Below are 15,557 nucleotides of genomic sequence, written 5' to 3'. Positions count from 1 at the left end.
TAAGGGCTAGATTACTCAAAAGTGAAATTAACGAAGATACCTCTGGTTTTTAGGGAGTTGATGTTTCCCGTCCACGGGCTATTAGGGTCATTGTCAGGTACCAGCTCATCGCTTAAGGCAAAAACACCACGTATGGATGGCGAGAACTTAAAATATTCGGTATAAAAGTCTATACCAAATCCCAATTCATAATTGTATACAATCTTCTTCATTCTAAACGTACCACTGCTATTGTCGTCGAGCGAATCCTCATTGCTCCCCAAGTTCATGGTGATAGAGCCACCGCTAATAAGAAAAGGCTTCCAGTTCCCCAAACGCCTTGTACTGACCTTTAGTAACAAAGGGAAGTTGATGTAGGTTGATTTTACTTCGCGGATGGCATCATTGGCATTGTCGAAACCGGGAAAACCCAAAGTTCTTTGCGTGTAATGTAGTCCTGGCTCCAAACGTACATCCAAAAATTCATTGATTCGCATCTCACCGATTAACCCCACATTAAAACCGACGGATTTATCAACAAGAACATCATCAATGTCATTTTCATACTCAAATTTGAAGTCATATTGATTAAACCCGAGAAAATAGCCCCAGTTCAAAAAACGTTGGTCTATGGTTTCGAGATTCATTATAGGCCTCTCGTTGAATTGTGCTTTTGCCATAGGGCAAACCATGGTCAAGGCCATAAAAAGAAAAAAAATATGCTTCATATTTTACTTTGTAGCTACATAAATTGACGCCACCCCAAATGTTTGGGGTTTGTTCTCTATAGCTATAAACCCAATTTTGTGTAAAATATTGTTGAAGGCTTCCCCATGTGGAAAAACCGAAGCCGATTCCGATAAATAGGCATAGGCGGAGCGGTCTTTGGAAAACAGCTTTCCTATGGCGGGCAACATATATTTTGTGTATAAGCGATACCCCTGCTTATATGGTGTTTTCGTAGGAACTGAAGTTTCCAAAACCACCAATGTGCCAGTAGGTTTGAGTACTCTATGAATCTCTGTAAGTCCTTTTTCCAGATTTTCAAAATTACGAACGCCAAAAGCAACGGTAATTGCATCAAAAGTATCCTCGTCAAAAGGGAGGTTTTCACTATCCCCAACAATCATGTCAATAGTGTTGTTGAGGTTTTGTTCGGAAACTTTTTGTTTGCCTACATTCAGCATTCCGGGAGAAATATCAAGCCCTATAATTTTTTCTGCCCCGGTATTGACAAGGTTTATGGCCAAGTCACCGGTTCCGGTCGCGATATCCAAGATGTTTTTTGGTTTCTTTTTGGAGAGTATGGCGACAACCCTTTTTCTCCATTTAATATCAATTCCAAAAGAAATGACCCTATTGAGACCATCGTAATTTTTGGAAATGGTATCGAACATTTGGGTCACCTGCTCTTTTTTTCCAAGCCCTGAATCTTTGTAGGGTGTAACTTTTTTGGCCATTACCGCAATTTTTGCCGCAAAGATACAATATAGCCTAGAACCGTGAGTTAATTTATGAAGCTACTCGACAGGAAGAAAATAAAATTATGTAATTTTGCTTCGCATTAGTTGCAAACTTTGCATGCCATGAGCTCAAACATAGCTTTTACCCCTAAAACAGAGTTTCTTTTCAAAAGGGCGAACACGCTTTTTAAGAATGAACGTATTTAACGAATGAAGATAATTATTGCAGGAGCTGGTGAAGTTGGCTTTCATTTGGCGAAGTTGCTCTCGTACGAATCCCAAGATATCACTTTAATAGATACCAACAAGGAAAGCTTATCGTATGCCGATACGCATTTGGATATTAGAGTGCTCAAAGGCGACGCGACTTCGGTCACTATTTTAAAGGATGCCCAAGTAGAGAGTTCGGAATTGGTAATTGGCGTAACCTCTTCGGAGACCACCAATATTACCCTTTGCATGTTAGCAAAGCAGTTGGGTTGCAAACAAACGATCGCGAGAATTTCCAATACCGAGTTTATAGAGAACAAAGAGGCCATCAAGTTTTCTGAACTTGGTATTGATGAACTCATTTCGCCCGAAGAGTTGGCCGCTACCGAGATACAACTATTATTGAATCAGTCCGGCTTTAATGACACCTACGAGTTTGAACAAGGTGCCTTGATCATGGTTGGGGTATCTATGCCCAAAACAGCCCCTTTTGTAGGTAAGAGTGTAAAGGAAGCTGCCAATATTTTCCCAAAATTACATTTTATGCCGATAGCCATGCAGCGCACGGGGACCCAATATACGGTTATTCCCAGGGGCGATACTGTTTTTAAGGAAGAAGATCAAGTGTACTTTATAACGGATAAGCAAGGGGTCGACGAGCTATATAAACTTACTGGAAAAAAGAAAGAAGAAATTAGGAACGTAATGGTGCTTGGTGGTAGTAAGGTCGGTTTTAAGTCTGCCCGAGATTTGTGTACCAGTAAATTTAACGTAAAGCTGATAGAAAAGAACAAGGACAAGGCTTTTGAATTGGCCGATAGTCTTCCCAATGCCTTGGTCATTAACGGTGATGGGCGGAATGTAGAACTATTGGAGGAGGAAAGTTTGGAATCTATGGATGCTTTCATTGCTGTGACCGGCAATTCCGAAACCAATATCATGTCCTGTTTAATGGCCAAGTCCAAAAACATTAAAAAAACTATAGCCTTGGTTGAAAATATGGATTATTTTCAGCTATCGCATTCCATAGGCATTGATACACTTATCAATAAAAAATTACTGGCGGCCAATAATATCTTTAGGTACATACGTAAGGGAGAGGTTGTTGCATTGACCCGTTTGAACAATCTAAACGCAGAAATACTAGAGTTTATCGTTAAGCCAACATCGGTTGTAAACGGTAAGATTATCAAAGAGTTGGATTTTCCCAGATCGGCCACTATTGGCGGTGTGGTACGAGACAACAAAGGACTCATTGCACTTGGCGACTTTAAGATCACCGAAGGGGATAGGGTAGTGGTATGTTGTTTGCCGGAGGCTATTCCCAAAATTGAAAAGCTTTTTCTCTAAATGGGCCTAAATTCCAAAATAATATTTCATTTAATGGGACTGCTATTGCTTTGCAATGGCTTTTTTATGCTTTTGGCAGCATTGGTCAGCGGTATATATGAAGACGGTGCAACGTTAGATATCACATTGGCGGCAATCGTTACCATGTTGGTAGGGGTATTGTCTATGTTCGCTACCCGCGGTCACAAGAAAGAGGTAAAACGAAAAGAAGGGTACATAATCGTCACTTTTGGTTGGGTGGTAATGTCAGCTTCGGGCGTATTGCCATATTTGTTCACTGGGGCTATTCCAAACCTCACGGATGCTTTTTTTGAAACCATTTCTGGCTATACTACAACGGGCGCATCTATCTTGAACGATATTGAAGCATTGCCCAAAGGAATTCTGTTTTGGCGTAGTCTCACCCATTGGATAGGGGGGATGGGAATCATTGTATTGGCGATTGCCATTTTACCCTTATTGGGGATAGGCGGTATGCAGCTGTTTGCAGCGGAAGCTCCGGGCCCTAGTGCCGATAAATTACACCCAAGAATTACCGATACCGCTAAAAGGTTGTGGTTTATTTACTTCGGGTACACGGTGGCCGAGACCATTTTATTGAAACTGGCTGGGATGTCATTTTTTGATGCCATCAACCATGCTTTGGCAACCCTCTCCACAGGGGGGGTTTCAACCAAAAACGCTAGTTTGGCATATTGGAACGACAAGCCTTTAATCCAATATATCGTTATCCTTTTCATGTTTTTGGCAGGTAGTAATTTCGTACTCAGTTATTTTGCCTTTAAAGGTAAGGTACAACGTGTGTTGAAAGATGAGGAGTTTAAGTTTTATTTTGGATTTATAATCATCTTTACGATTATATCGGCATTGGTCATCTATTTTCAAGCAAATATCACAACGGATACCCCTGGGTATTTTATGGTGCTGGGTAAAGGTGAAAGTGCCTTTAGACACGCCCTTTTTCAAGTAATTGCGGTTATCACTACAACAGGGTTCGTAAGTGCCGACTTTACGGCTTGGACCCCGTTTTTGACCATTTTCTTTTTTGGTCTTTTCTTTTTGGGCGGTTCGGCAGGTTCCACTTCGGGCGGTATTAAAGTTATGCGCCATTTATTGATCATAAAAAATGGGATGTTGGAGTTTAAACGAACCTTACACCCCAATGCTATTATTCCTGTTCGCTACAACAACAAGACCGTTAGCGAACATATTGTATACAATATAATTGCCTTCTTTGTATTGTATATGCTCGCTTTTATCATTGGTGCTCTTGTGTTGGGCTTTTTAGGGCTTGATTTTCAATCGGCCATCGGAGGTGCTGCTTCGTCATTGGGCAACGTGGGACCTGCTTTGGGGAGTTTAAACCCCGTAAGTAATTTTAGTGGTCTTCCCGCAGCAGGAAAGTGGTGGTGTGGTTTTTTGATGTTGATCGGTCGTTTGGAACTATTTACGGTTCTGATCTTATTGACACCTTATTTTTGGAAGCGGACCTAAGACCTTTTTTTTGATTACCAATCAATATCTGTAACATACAATGTCATCGTTTTAAATAGGCCTTCAAAAAACTTTTTTGATTTATTGCTTTCATATTTGAAAGCTTCCACGGTTAGTAAACACCCGAATAAGAATATGGCGAAAGGTATGTATTTGAACAAGTCTGAATCCCCTTCTTGAAACGGCATCAGGAAAACCAAGGCAATTGATATGGAAAAAACACTGGTAAGGCAAAAAAGTACAAAAATCAACACTACAGCGTGTAATTTCATTTTTGTGTGAACATCGGTTCCAGAGTGTCTTCTTTCCAATTTACCCTCTATTCTTGGTAAAAATGAATTGGGTAAGTAATACGCCTTACAATTTTAAAGTCATATTAATGTACTACCCCTTCATATGGCAAACCAGCTAGGGCAAATTTTTTGAAAAAACTAGGCTGTTTTTGGGTTGAACGTTTTCGTTAAGCAACTTTTTTGTATCGTCTCTAGTCAAATTGGTCTCGTAAAAAGATTCTCGTATGGAAGTATCTTCAGCAAAATATTCTAAGATATTACTGATTTTATCCTTGCGATAGCTTCCTTTATTTCCTTCACGGAAGCAGCATATGAAATTCGTATGCAATTGCCATTGCCAAAGGCATCGCCTGTTACCGTGGCCACGTTGGCATGTTCCAACAAATACATGGCAAAGTCAGAGGCATTGTTGATTTTTGTGCCGTTCAGGATTTTTCCGAAATAAGCGGTGACATCGGGATATACGTAAAAAGCACCTTCGGGTTCGTTACATTTAAATCCGTCAATATCGTTTAAAAGTTCCAGTATCAATTTTCTCCGTTCTTTGAACTCGTTCACCATATATTCAATACGTTTTGGAGATTCGGTCAGTGCGGTTATTACGGCACGTTGTGCAATACAATTGGCACCACTGGTCACTTGACCCTGTAATTTGTTGCAGGCTCTGGCTATAAACGTAGGGGCACCAATATAGCCGATACGCCACCCTGTCATGGCGAAGGCTTTCGCCACTCCGTTTACCGTTACCGTACGGTCGTACATATCTTCAAATTCTGCCATAGAGGCGTGCGCCGTAACCCCGTAATTGATATGCTCGTAAATTTCGTCGCTTACGACTATGATTTGTGGATGTTTTTGTAGAACATCGGCCAAGGCCCTTAGCTCGGTTTTACTGTAAATGGAGCCGCTGGGATTGCAAGGGGAACTATACCATAGCATTTTGGTTTTTGGCGTAATAGCAGCTTCAAGCTGGGCGGCCGTCATTTTAAAATCGTCCTCAAGAGCGGTGGCAACTTCAATGGGTACACCATCGGCAAGTTTTACGATATCTGAATAACTGACCCAGTAGGGGCATGGTAAAATAACCTCATCCCCTTTGTTCAATACTACTTGTGCCACATTGTACAGGGCTTGTTTGGCCCCGGTGGATACCACGATTTGGGAACGGTCATAGCTAAGGTTATTATCTCTTTTGAACTTGGTTATAATAGCATCTTTTAGTTCAACATAGCCATCTACAGGGGTGTATGAATTGTAACCATCGTTTACAGCTTGTATTGCGGCGTCCTTAATGTAATCGGGGGTATTAAAGTCTGGCTCGCCCAAGCTTAGTCCAATAATGTCTTTTCCCGAGGCTCTCAATTCGCGTGCCTTTGCTGCCATTTCCAAGGTTGCAGAAGGTGTTACACTGTTTATTCTGTTCGATAGTTGATTGTTCATGGTTTTCTAATGATTGATTGTATCTATCTTGTTTTAAAACAAATAACCCAAAATATTCAATAATCCATATGGGTCGGACTATGACTATTTTGAGTTATTGCCTATATTTTCAAAAAACGTACCTAAACTGCAAAAGAGGGCTTTTTACCCAATTCCTTTAAATGCTTAAAGTGTGATATTATCGCTTTTCGTGTTGTTCTATATTCGTTATACGGTAGATTGAACTCTTTTGCCGTTTGTTTTACAATCTTAGAGATTTTAGTGTAGTGTACATGGCTGATATTTGGAAAAATATGATGTTCAACCTGATGGTTTAAACCTCCCGTAAACCAATTTACGATTTTGTTTTTGGTGCCAAAATTTACAGTGGTGAACAATTGGTGTATCGCCCATGTGTTTTTCATGGTGCCACTTTCATCGGGTAAGGGGGTTTGCGCATCATCTACAATATGTGCCAATTGAAATACGACGCTCAAAATTACCCCGGCCACATAGTGCATGATAAAGAAGCCCAAAAGTATTTTCCACCACGCAATATCAAGTATCAACATAGGTAGTACGATCCATATGGTGATGTACAATAATTTAGTGATGACCAAGGTACTCCAATTAATAACCGGACTCGGCAATTTTCCAAAAGAAAGTTTGCGCTTCATGTAACGGTACATTTGTTGAAAATCAGTAGTTATGGCCCAGTTGAAGGTTAGCAATCCATATAAAAAAACAGAATATAAATGTTGAAATTTATGGTGTTTTTGCCATTCTGCATGTTTGGAGAAACGCAAAATACGACCAGCCTCCATATCCTCGTCATGTTCGTGAATATTGGTATATGTGTGATGTAGTACGTTATGTTGCACTTGCCAATTGTATACATTGCCCGCAAGTATGTAAATACTGCTCCCCATAAGTTTGTTCACCCATTTTTTGTTGGAATATGAGCCATGATTGCCATCATGCATAACGTTCATCCCAACACCAGCCATCCCAACACCCATAACTATGGTCAATAAAAGATTGGCCCAATTGGGAAGCCCTAAAGTCAATATTAAAAAATAAGGGGTAAGAAACAGGGCGAACATTATAACTGTCTTGACATATAAACGCCAATTACCTGTTTTTTTTATTTTGTTCTCCTTAAAATATTCATTTACCCTTTTGTTCAGGGTTTTAAAAAATTGAGCGGAATCCTTTCTAGAAAATCGGATACTTCCTTTGTCCATAAAAATAATTTTTGTGTAAAGATAGTTTAATTGAACTACTATCAAATATAATACATTCCCAAAAAAAGTAAAAGTGGGCAAATACGATTGTACTACTTTTGTAGCATAATTCTTTACCTATGGATGTTGACTTGATTTTCAAATATTTTCCCGATTTGACTGAAATTCAAAAAGAGCAATTTCAACAATTGGAAGAACTCTATAAAGACTGGAACCTAAAAATCAATGTTGTCTCCCGCAAGGATATTGATGAACTCTATCTACGACATGTTTTGCATTCATTGGGTATTGCGAAAATACAGCAGTTTAAGCCCAATACCTCGGTTTTGGACGTGGGCACAGGTGGTGGTTTTCCGGGTGTTCCCCTGGCCATTTTATTTCCCCGGACGCAGTTTACTTTGGTGGACTCTATCGGAAAAAAAATCAAAGTGGTAACCGAAGTCGTAGAGGGGCTGGGTCTTACCAATGTCATAGCTATCAATGGCAGGGTAGAGACAGTAGAACAACAATTTGATTTTATAGTGAGTAGGGCCGTGGCGGTGATGCCAACCTTTGTGCGTTGGATCAAAGGCAAAATCAAAAAAGAGTCGATTCATGAAAGAAGAAACGGTATTCTATACTTAAAGGGTGGCGACTTGACCGAAGAACTAGCCGATTACAGCACCGTACAAACATTTGATTTGACCGATTATTTTGAAGAAAGTTTCTTTGAAACCAAAAAAGTGGTGTATTTACCAATGAAGTTTAAAGGCAACTAAAGGCTTATAAGCGTGTAATAACTTCTTCTATACTTTTTCGCATAGGTCTTTAGACGGTTCCAACAATGAATATGAAGACAGCTAACAGTTATCTTAAAACGTATGTATTTTTTTAGTAATCCCATTATTTTGGATTTGTATGTACAAAGATTGACATGTTACGTTTAATTTACAATTAATTAACGTAAAATTTACATTAATATTGTATTAAATATAACATGTTGATACTATGGTTTTTGCGATAACAAACAAAAAGCCCCTTTAAATCTTAGTTTAAAGGGGCTTGACGATATTTATCGGGTTGTTATTTGCTCCATGGTGGTACCACCCCGTTAGAACGTGCATAAGCGATTAGTTGGCCTTTGTGTTCGCCATTGTGCTCCATCATGGCCAAAAGACCACCTAACTTGTTCATTTTGGCAAAACCAAAATCAACCTCTTCGTTAAGTTGACCGGTTTCTACCATCATGATTTTATCGAGTACAAACGCATTGGACTTTTTTAAGGCCGCGATGATATTATCTTTTCCAGTAATTTTTCCAAGGTTCATCATATCAACATCTTCCGGGGGGGCAAACCCCATTTTGGATGCCAGGTAATAGTTGCCACCTGCTATGTGCAAAAGAGCTTCCCCAACAGAGTTTACACCTTCCATGGGTCGCCAATCGTACTGTTCAGCGGAAAAAGCTTCCGCTAATTGAATCACCTGTGCCTGGTTGCCTGTCAATACCATTTGTATCGTTGATTGGGCCAAGTCGTCCTGTGCTTGTACCGAAAAAACCGTTACGAGCATAATCATTGCCAATGTGAGTTTCATTTTCATGTTGATTGTTTTTAGATTAAATTATTGATTAGTAGTGAACTAGTATCAAAAATACAGAAATAAACCCAGTTTCCTATTTTTTGTAAAATATGAATGGCAATCGGTATGTTTAAAGAAGATGAAAAAAGTAAAAAAATGATATCAAGAATGAAACCGTACTTTTTGACCGTTTTTAAATAGACTTATCAAATAAAACGTCAACGAAACATATATTTTTAATATGTATTGAAAGGTAAAACTCAGTATGGGTATATGGAGATTAATTAATCTGACATGCAAAATTATCAGGTTTCCAGATTATGACACTGTTTTGTAAGTCATTGAATGAAATTTGATTTTCCGCAGAATCATTTAACCAATTTCCTTCACAATCATAAATTGGTGTAATTTTATTGACTAAGGGATTGCAGTCAGAATATATAAAAACAGTTTTTCCATTATAGTCCGCTTGGGTAATGTAACAATACTTCATATCTTCTGTAGGGTTGTTCTCTCTGTTTTCTATTTCGGTTTTGAGCCAAGCCAGCTCTAGTAGAGGGTTGTCAACACCGCAAGCTGCTGATGTGTCATCGTTGTCCGTACAACTTTGAAGCAATATCCCGATCAATAAAATATATATACTTTTTTTCATAATCCCATTTTAAATAAGATTTGGTTTTAGATAAAAGGTTGCTTTGGTAATATTGAAGTTTTGTTTTTTGTATATTGGATAACTAAAAGAAATGGGCCTACAATTCTTTAAATTCGTAAGCTTCTCCAGATAAAAAATAGCCGTTTTTGTCCTTACATCTAGCTCCCTCATCATGTTCAAAGCTATTTGGGTCAGCGCCCTCAATTTTTTTACCGTTATAAAAGACATGATTTTTGTCCTTTGCATACGAGAATTCTAACAATTCAAAAGTTTCAATATCAGCTTCAAGTATTGGTTTGCCTACATAGTATACCGTACGCCCAACCTTAAAATACATATCGTCGTATACTTTAATAGAGTCCTTGCTGGTATATGGTATTGTAATAGGTTCTTTTTGGTCTTTTGAATAATTGGTAACATACAAGGCCTTGTCATCTATGGCTATGTACTTACTTTTTTCAGCCGAAACAAAAGTTTCTGGATTGGCATCGGTTTTTACAAAGTTGGAAAAGGTATGCCAGTACACATGGTTTTTATCCTTACTAAAAAACTCATCAATAAACGTAAAACTATCGTAGTCCACATGAATTAACGCATTGCGATAGTAATATCTTTCATGATCTTTTGCCCAACCATGATAATCAATCTTTTTAAAAGTTTTTGGATCTGCATCTTCTAAAATGGTAATCCCCGTAGTGTATATGTCGCCTTGCCTTTTGGAAACTGTTACGTAAACATGATTTTTGTCAAAACCTATGTTGTTCATCTTATCCCTTTCGACCGCTGTTTCTCCCTTGGCGTAAAAACTTTCCAAATCAAGTTTGGGATGGGAAACTTTATTGTGATAGCAATATAAATTATTCTTGTCCTTTGCAAATAAACCATTCAAAACCTCAAACGTGTCCATGTCAACGTTCATGGCTTTTTTTCCTAGTCCAAACCAGTTTCCTCCCGAACTGTATATTATGTCTGTATTGTTTCTGTTATAATAATGGTTGTTCGAGAGTTGTTCTTTTACTGGTTCCCCTATTGGGCTGCATGAATGTATTATCCAAATTAGGGGCGCAAAGAGAATTTTTAAGATCGATTTCATAATACCATTTTGAGAAAAGCTATATCCTTAAACGAAAATCGTAAAAACACATTGCACAAAAAACCCGTTTTTCAGTGAAAAAACGGGTTAGCTTTGAGAAGTGTGGTATAAACTTTATCCCAAGAAAGGATATCTATAGTCTTCCGGTGTTACAAAAGTTTCCTTTATCAATCTTGGAGATACCCAACGTAACAAGTTTTGTGCAGAGCCAGCTTTGTCGTTGGTACCCGATGCTCTTGCACCACCAAAGGGTTGTTGTCCCACCACGGCCCCGGTAGGTTTGTCGTTGATGTAAAAGTTACCGGCGCAATTTTGTAGGGCTTTGGTCGCTTCATCAATAGCGTATCTATCAGTGGAAAGAACGGCTCCCGTTAAAGCATATTCCGATGTAGAATCTACCAATTTTAGTGTCTTGGCCCAATCCTTGTCCTCATATATGTAAACCGTGACCACCGGGCCAAAAAGTTCGGTCTCCATGGTGGTGTACTTAGGATCGGTAGTGAGAATAACCGTTGGCTCCATAAAATAGCCCTTTGATTTGTCGTAATTACCACCTATGATGACTTCCGATGCTTTATCTTCCTTGGCCTGGTCAATATACTTGGCCAATTTATCAAAAGAGCCTTCGTGAATAACGGCTGTAATAAAGTTGGACATATCCTCGGGTGAGCCCGGTTTATTGAAAGACGCAACATCGGTTTTTACCAAGTCCAAAATTTCTTTGGATATTGATTTTGGCAGGTAAACCCTTGAAGCGGCACTACATTTTTGACCTTGGAACTCAAAAGCACCACGAACTATCGCAGTAGCAACTTGTTGTGGTTTGGCAGATGGGTGTGCAACGATAAAATCCTTACCTCCCGTTTCCCCTACTATTCTTGGATATGTTTTGTAATTGTGTATGTTGTTTCCGATTTTTTTCCAAAGTTCTTTGAACACAAAGGTAGATCCCGTGTAATGGATTCCAGAAAAATCCGGATTTGCCAAAACGGTATCGGTAATCATGACCGGGTCGCCATAAACAACATTGATGACCCCATCTGGTAGCCCCGCTTCCTTAAAAATATCGACAATGACCTTGGCCGAAAAAATTTGGTGGTCGCTAGGTTTCCAAACTACTACGTTCCCCATCATCGCGGCACTGGCGGGCAAATTTCCAGCAATGGCCGTAAAGTTGAAAGGGGTGATAGCATATACGAAACCTTCTAAGGGTCTATATTCCACCCGATTCCAAATACCTTCTGCCGAATCTGGTTGCTCTTCATAAATTTGGGTCATATATTCTACGTTAAAGCGCAGAAAGTCTATAAATTCACAAGCTGCATCAATCTCTGCTTGGTGTATCGTTTTTGACTGTGCTATCATGGTAGCAGCGTTTATTTTTGCTCTGTATGGGCCAGCGATTAATTCAGCCGCTTTCATAAAAATCGCAGCGCGCTGCTCCCAAGTCAAGTTTGCCCATTTTTCTCTAGAATCCAAAGCATTGGTAATGGCTTTTTCAACATGTTTCTTTTCTGCCAAATGATATTGCCCTACGATATGTTTGTGGTCGTGCGGCGGTGAAATGGGTTTGGTGTTACCGGTTTTTATTTCTTCGCTACCGATGTACATGGGTACATCAACCTTGCCATCAAAATAAGATCTATATTGTTTAAGTACTGCTTCGCGTTCCGGTGTTCCGGGTGCATAGCTTTTTATAGGTTCGTTGAACGCAGTGGGAACCTGAAAAAATCCTTTGCCCATAATATATTTTGTTTTTTAATTTTAACCGATGCAAAGGTACATAATCATGATTTGGTTTTGAGGCCAAAACAGATAAAGAAATTGTGATTTGCCAATGATTTTATATAGTTTATTGCGAATGCTTTATCAGGACATAAGAATAATACGCATTGAATGCGAATTCATAAAAGAGGCAAAGCAGATTTAGTTTAATGCAAAAGGTGCGCTAAACTTAAAAGTGGGGATGTAAACCCTAAATTTTTCGGTAGTGCTAAAATTGACCATGTTATAGTGGCCTTTCATGGCCCCAACGGGCGAGGTCAATAAACAACCTGAACTGTAGGTGTGTGATTCCCCTGGTTTGATGACAGGCTTTTTTCCGATGACGCCCTCACCGTCAACCATCTCCATATCGTTTAGGGCATCATAAATTTGCCAATGTCTAGAAGTAAGTTGAACGGAATCCTTACTTTGGTTCTCAATCGTAATGGTATAACCAAACGCAAAGTGCATTTTATAGTTTTTGAAAAAAGTACCTTCAAAACTGGTCTGTACAGAGATTTTTATACCCTTGGTTACCTGTGTTATCATAATCTTAATAGGTAAATGCGCTGCCAATGAACAATATAACGACGGACAGCATAGCTAAAATAAAAAAAATAGTGTTCAAGAAAGTATATTTAACAATAGTTTTAAACCATCCTTGACCATAAAACTTTTTTAGGGCGATAAATAAATATATCCCGAAGATTATGATAAAAAAACCATCCGTAGTTATATTAAAAATCGAATCTATGAAAAAGCTAATGATAAGCAAGATAAATAACAAAGATTGATTGTGGAAACTAAATATAAGATGATCGGTATAATTATATTTTTTTCGGATATAGACCAACCATATGAACAAGGCAAATACGGGTAAAAAGAAGAAAATGAGAAACGGAAGCCTGGACAATATGGCATTGAAAAAACTACCGGGCTGGCCTAGCGCACGTATTGTACCCTTAGCGGCATTAAATGCATTTTTGTTTTCCATGCTGTCGGCAACCTCGTATTTTGACAAGATTTGATCAAATGTTTTTATACTGTCCCTGCGTATTAAGGTTTCAAAAAACTGTCGTTTATCAAAAAAACGGGGCAAAGCCCATTTTTCATTGATTTCATTATATTTTCCTTGAGGGTTAGCCATCGTAATCGAATCCTGTTTCCAGAACATGGCGTCTAGAATGCTTCTCTTTTCACTTCCACTATTTCCACTGATGGAATCCAACGCCTGGGCAAGTTCTTGGGCCTCATCGCTTCCAAAATTTATTTTTACCACCCCTTCGTCTATATTGGGGATCGATGCGTTGTTGTTCTGTATGTAATCGTCATATTTTCCGAAGTCGCCCGATAGGCTCATCATCAAAAAATATACGATGGTCAAACTCAATAGAAACCGAAACGGATTCGTGTAGCAGATTCTTTTCCCGGCAATATAATCTTTGGTTATCTTGCCCGGGCGAAGCATTAATGCCGATAAAGTTTTCAAAAGTCTAGAGTCGTAGGAGATCATTGATGCGAAAAACTCATCAAAGAAGTCTTTTAGGGTCAATTTTTTTGTGCTATTGGCCTGTGAGCAACTCGGGCAGTACTTGTCGCTAATGTCCAACGGATGTTTGCAATTGGTGCACTCGGTACCACGATATTGTAATCTGTACCTTCCTGCGGGTACAATGGTCGGTTTGTTTTCCATCATCTAAAAGACAAAGGATAAATATACATTAATTGCTGATATTCCTTGAATTTACGGTACCGATACCTATAACGCTATCGTACATATCCCCAAAATCCCTGTAATACACCAAAATAATATAGTTGTTTTCGGTAAAATGAAAATTTCCACAAACGGCGTTCAAATCTATGGTTTCATCCTCTCTTCGAATCACGTATTTGTAATTGTAAAAGCCCTGTTTTAAGGTAAGTGTTAGTTCCATCATACCGTTTTCTTCGTTGTAGGTCATCTTGTTTTCATCGACAAGGGCGTAATTATTATACTTTCCATAAACATACACATCGTCAAGACCGATAAGTTCGTTGTAGGGCAAGCTGAAATGTACCTTGGTGTATTCTGCTTCTCGCGAAATATCTTCCCCTTGAAGGGTCCTGATAACAAAATCCCCGTTTATGTCCGGGAAATAGGTATACGGCTCATCATTTCGGTAATCGTCGCCAAAGAGATAATGATTGTACAATTCTTTAAAATCGATACTCGAAATGTGGGCGCTCGGTGCTCTTAGGTCGCTGGTGTCGAACAATAAATACTCGTTTCCGCCATAAAAACTGGTTTCTTGATCATACTTGTAGACCAATTGGTTTCCTATGGTAAATTGTGGTTTTATGTCATAAAGCGCAGTGGGCCAATGGTAGTTTTGGATAAGGGCGATCTTGACTTCTTTTTTTGGATTGATCAATTGAAAGTTTCCTGAGTTGATGGTAAATTGAACCGATTGCTTTTCGTTCAGAAAATTGAAATCCCTGGAGCGTTTCACGACACCGCCGATTTTGACAATGTCTTTATAGATAACAAACCTTCTGGAGAATTGGAGCTCATTGTCAATATTGTATATCTCGATAAGATAATTACCGCTTACCTTGAACCCAACGTTCTCATTGGGCAGGGTCAATCTGTAATTGGAGTAGGGTTGTAGTGTGTTGTAGCTATTGCCGTAGTCAATGATGCGTTGATTGTCAACACCTTTCAAATACTGTGATTTTAGCAACTCTGAGGGTGTCCAATCGTAATCACAATGTATGATTTTGTAATAGTAATCCTGTTCAATGGCCAAAATGTCATCGAACTCCAAAGAGATGGATTCCCCCAATTGCACAAGTGGAAATTGGTCATCTGTAGGGCCTTTGAAAACAATGGACTTGATATTTTCTGGTGGGTCGATTTCCATTTGGACCTGTGCGAACACTTGCGAAATGCAAAGTAGAAAAAAAATCTGTTTAAGATTTGAAAGCATTTATAACATATTTATTTGGGTAAAGGTAAACAAAAAGCATACCGCAGAAATTATCATCGGTGTAATGCCA

At 39.0% G+C, this 15,557-nt stretch carries 15 protein-coding genes; 3 read left to right on the top strand and 12 right to left on the bottom strand.

From position 1 onward, the window contains the following. Window positions 1–11: 11 nt before the first annotated feature. The gene (porT, locus tag HYG79_RS03000) at window positions 12–707 is read right to left on the bottom strand and encodes a type IX secretion/gliding motility protein PorT/SprT (protein WP_179240689.1); all 696 of its coding nucleotides are present in this window, start codon (window positions 705–707) and stop codon (window positions 12–14) included. 3 nt (window positions 708–710) lie between these two features. Further along, window positions 711–1,439: a bifunctional demethylmenaquinone methyltransferase/2-methoxy-6-polyprenyl-1,4-benzoquinol methylase UbiE gene (gene ubiE, locus HYG79_RS02995; protein ID WP_179240688.1), complete on the bottom strand. Its 729-nt coding sequence runs from the start codon at window positions 1,437–1,439 to the stop codon at window positions 711–713. A gap of 213 nt (window positions 1,440–1,652) precedes the next feature. Here ubiE and trkA point away from each other — a divergent pair, with 213 nt between their 5' ends. Next, window positions 1,653–3,002, top strand: a complete 1,350-nt coding sequence (trkA, locus tag HYG79_RS02990) for a Trk system potassium transporter TrkA (RefSeq protein WP_179240687.1) — start codon at window positions 1,653–1,655, stop codon at window positions 3,000–3,002. Next, window positions 3,003–4,496 carry a TrkH family potassium uptake protein gene (locus tag HYG79_RS02985; protein WP_179240686.1) on the top strand — a complete coding sequence of 498 codons (1,494 nt, stop codon included), beginning with the start codon at window positions 3,003–3,005 and terminating at the stop codon, window positions 4,494–4,496. Window positions 4,497–4,510: 14 nt separating this feature from the next. Here HYG79_RS02985 and HYG79_RS02980 read toward each other — a convergent pair whose 3' ends face one another. The 3 genes from HYG79_RS02980 to HYG79_RS02970 all read right to left on the bottom strand — a co-directional run bounded on the left by HYG79_RS02980 (window position 4,511) and on the right by HYG79_RS02970 (window position 7,452). Further along, window positions 4,511–4,768: a hypothetical protein gene (locus tag HYG79_RS02980; protein ID WP_179240685.1), complete on the bottom strand. Its 258-nt coding sequence runs from the start codon at window positions 4,766–4,768 to the stop codon at window positions 4,511–4,513. Window positions 4,769–5,038: 270 nt separating this feature from the next. Then, window positions 5,039–6,229: a pyridoxal phosphate-dependent aminotransferase gene (locus HYG79_RS02975; RefSeq protein ID WP_179240684.1), complete on the bottom strand. Its 1,191-nt coding sequence runs from the start codon at window positions 6,227–6,229 to the stop codon at window positions 5,039–5,041. Window positions 6,230–6,351: 122 nt separating this feature from the next. Continuing rightward, window positions 6,352–7,452, bottom strand: a complete 1,101-nt coding sequence (locus tag HYG79_RS02970) for a fatty acid desaturase family protein (protein ID WP_179240683.1) — start codon at window positions 7,450–7,452, stop codon at window positions 6,352–6,354. A 119-nt stretch (window positions 7,453–7,571) separates the two neighbouring features. Between HYG79_RS02970 and rsmG the strand changes: the two genes are divergently transcribed. Further along, window positions 7,572–8,210 carry a 16S rRNA (guanine(527)-N(7))-methyltransferase RsmG gene (gene rsmG / locus HYG79_RS02965; RefSeq protein WP_179240682.1) on the top strand — a complete coding sequence of 213 codons (639 nt, stop codon included), beginning with the start codon at window positions 7,572–7,574 and terminating at the stop codon, window positions 8,208–8,210. A 304-nt stretch (window positions 8,211–8,514) separates the two neighbouring features. On the opposite strand, the gene HYG79_RS02960 is transcribed toward rsmG, so the two are convergent. The 7 genes from HYG79_RS02960 to HYG79_RS02930 all read right to left on the bottom strand — a co-directional run bounded on the left by HYG79_RS02960 (window position 8,515) and on the right by HYG79_RS02930 (window position 15,487). Next, complete coding sequence (locus tag HYG79_RS02960) at window positions 8,515–9,033, bottom strand: DinB family protein (protein WP_179240681.1); 519 nt, start codon at window positions 9,031–9,033, stop codon at window positions 8,515–8,517. A gap of 259 nt (window positions 9,034–9,292) precedes the next feature. Then, window positions 9,293–9,664, bottom strand: a complete 372-nt coding sequence (locus tag HYG79_RS02955) for a hypothetical protein (protein ID WP_179240680.1) — start codon at window positions 9,662–9,664, stop codon at window positions 9,293–9,295. 97 nt (window positions 9,665–9,761) lie between these two features. Then, the gene (locus HYG79_RS02950) at window positions 9,762–10,757 is read right to left on the bottom strand and encodes a DKNYY domain-containing protein (protein ID WP_179240679.1); all 996 of its coding nucleotides are present in this window, start codon (window positions 10,755–10,757) and stop codon (window positions 9,762–9,764) included. Window positions 10,758–10,871: 114 nt separating this feature from the next. Then, entirely contained in the window at window positions 10,872–12,500 is a 1,629-nt protein-coding gene (pruA, locus tag HYG79_RS02945; RefSeq protein WP_179240678.1) for an L-glutamate gamma-semialdehyde dehydrogenase, read from the bottom strand. A 183-nt stretch (window positions 12,501–12,683) separates the two neighbouring features. After that, window positions 12,684–13,070 carry a Co2+/Mg2+ efflux protein ApaG gene (apaG, locus tag HYG79_RS02940; protein WP_179240677.1) on the bottom strand — a complete coding sequence of 129 codons (387 nt, stop codon included), beginning with the start codon at window positions 13,068–13,070 and terminating at the stop codon, window positions 12,684–12,686. A gap of 4 nt (window positions 13,071–13,074) precedes the next feature. Further along, the gene (locus HYG79_RS02935; RefSeq protein WP_228027924.1) at window positions 13,075–14,217 is read right to left on the bottom strand and encodes a DUF3667 domain-containing protein; all 1,143 of its coding nucleotides are present in this window, start codon (window positions 14,215–14,217) and stop codon (window positions 13,075–13,077) included. Window positions 14,218–14,242: 25 nt separating this feature from the next. Further along, on the bottom strand, window positions 14,243–15,487 hold the full coding sequence (locus tag HYG79_RS02930) for a type IX secretion system plug protein (RefSeq protein ID WP_179240676.1): 1,245 nt from the start codon (window positions 15,485–15,487) through the stop codon (window positions 14,243–14,245). Window positions 15,488–15,557: the final 70 nt, after the last annotated feature.

Source organism: Costertonia aggregata, from assembly GCF_013402795.1.
GTDB classification, from domain to species: Bacteria; Bacteroidota; Bacteroidia; order Flavobacteriales; family Flavobacteriaceae; genus Costertonia; species Costertonia aggregata.
Note: the sequence above shows the minus strand (reverse complement) of the source record. Positions and strands in the feature narration are given on the sequence as shown.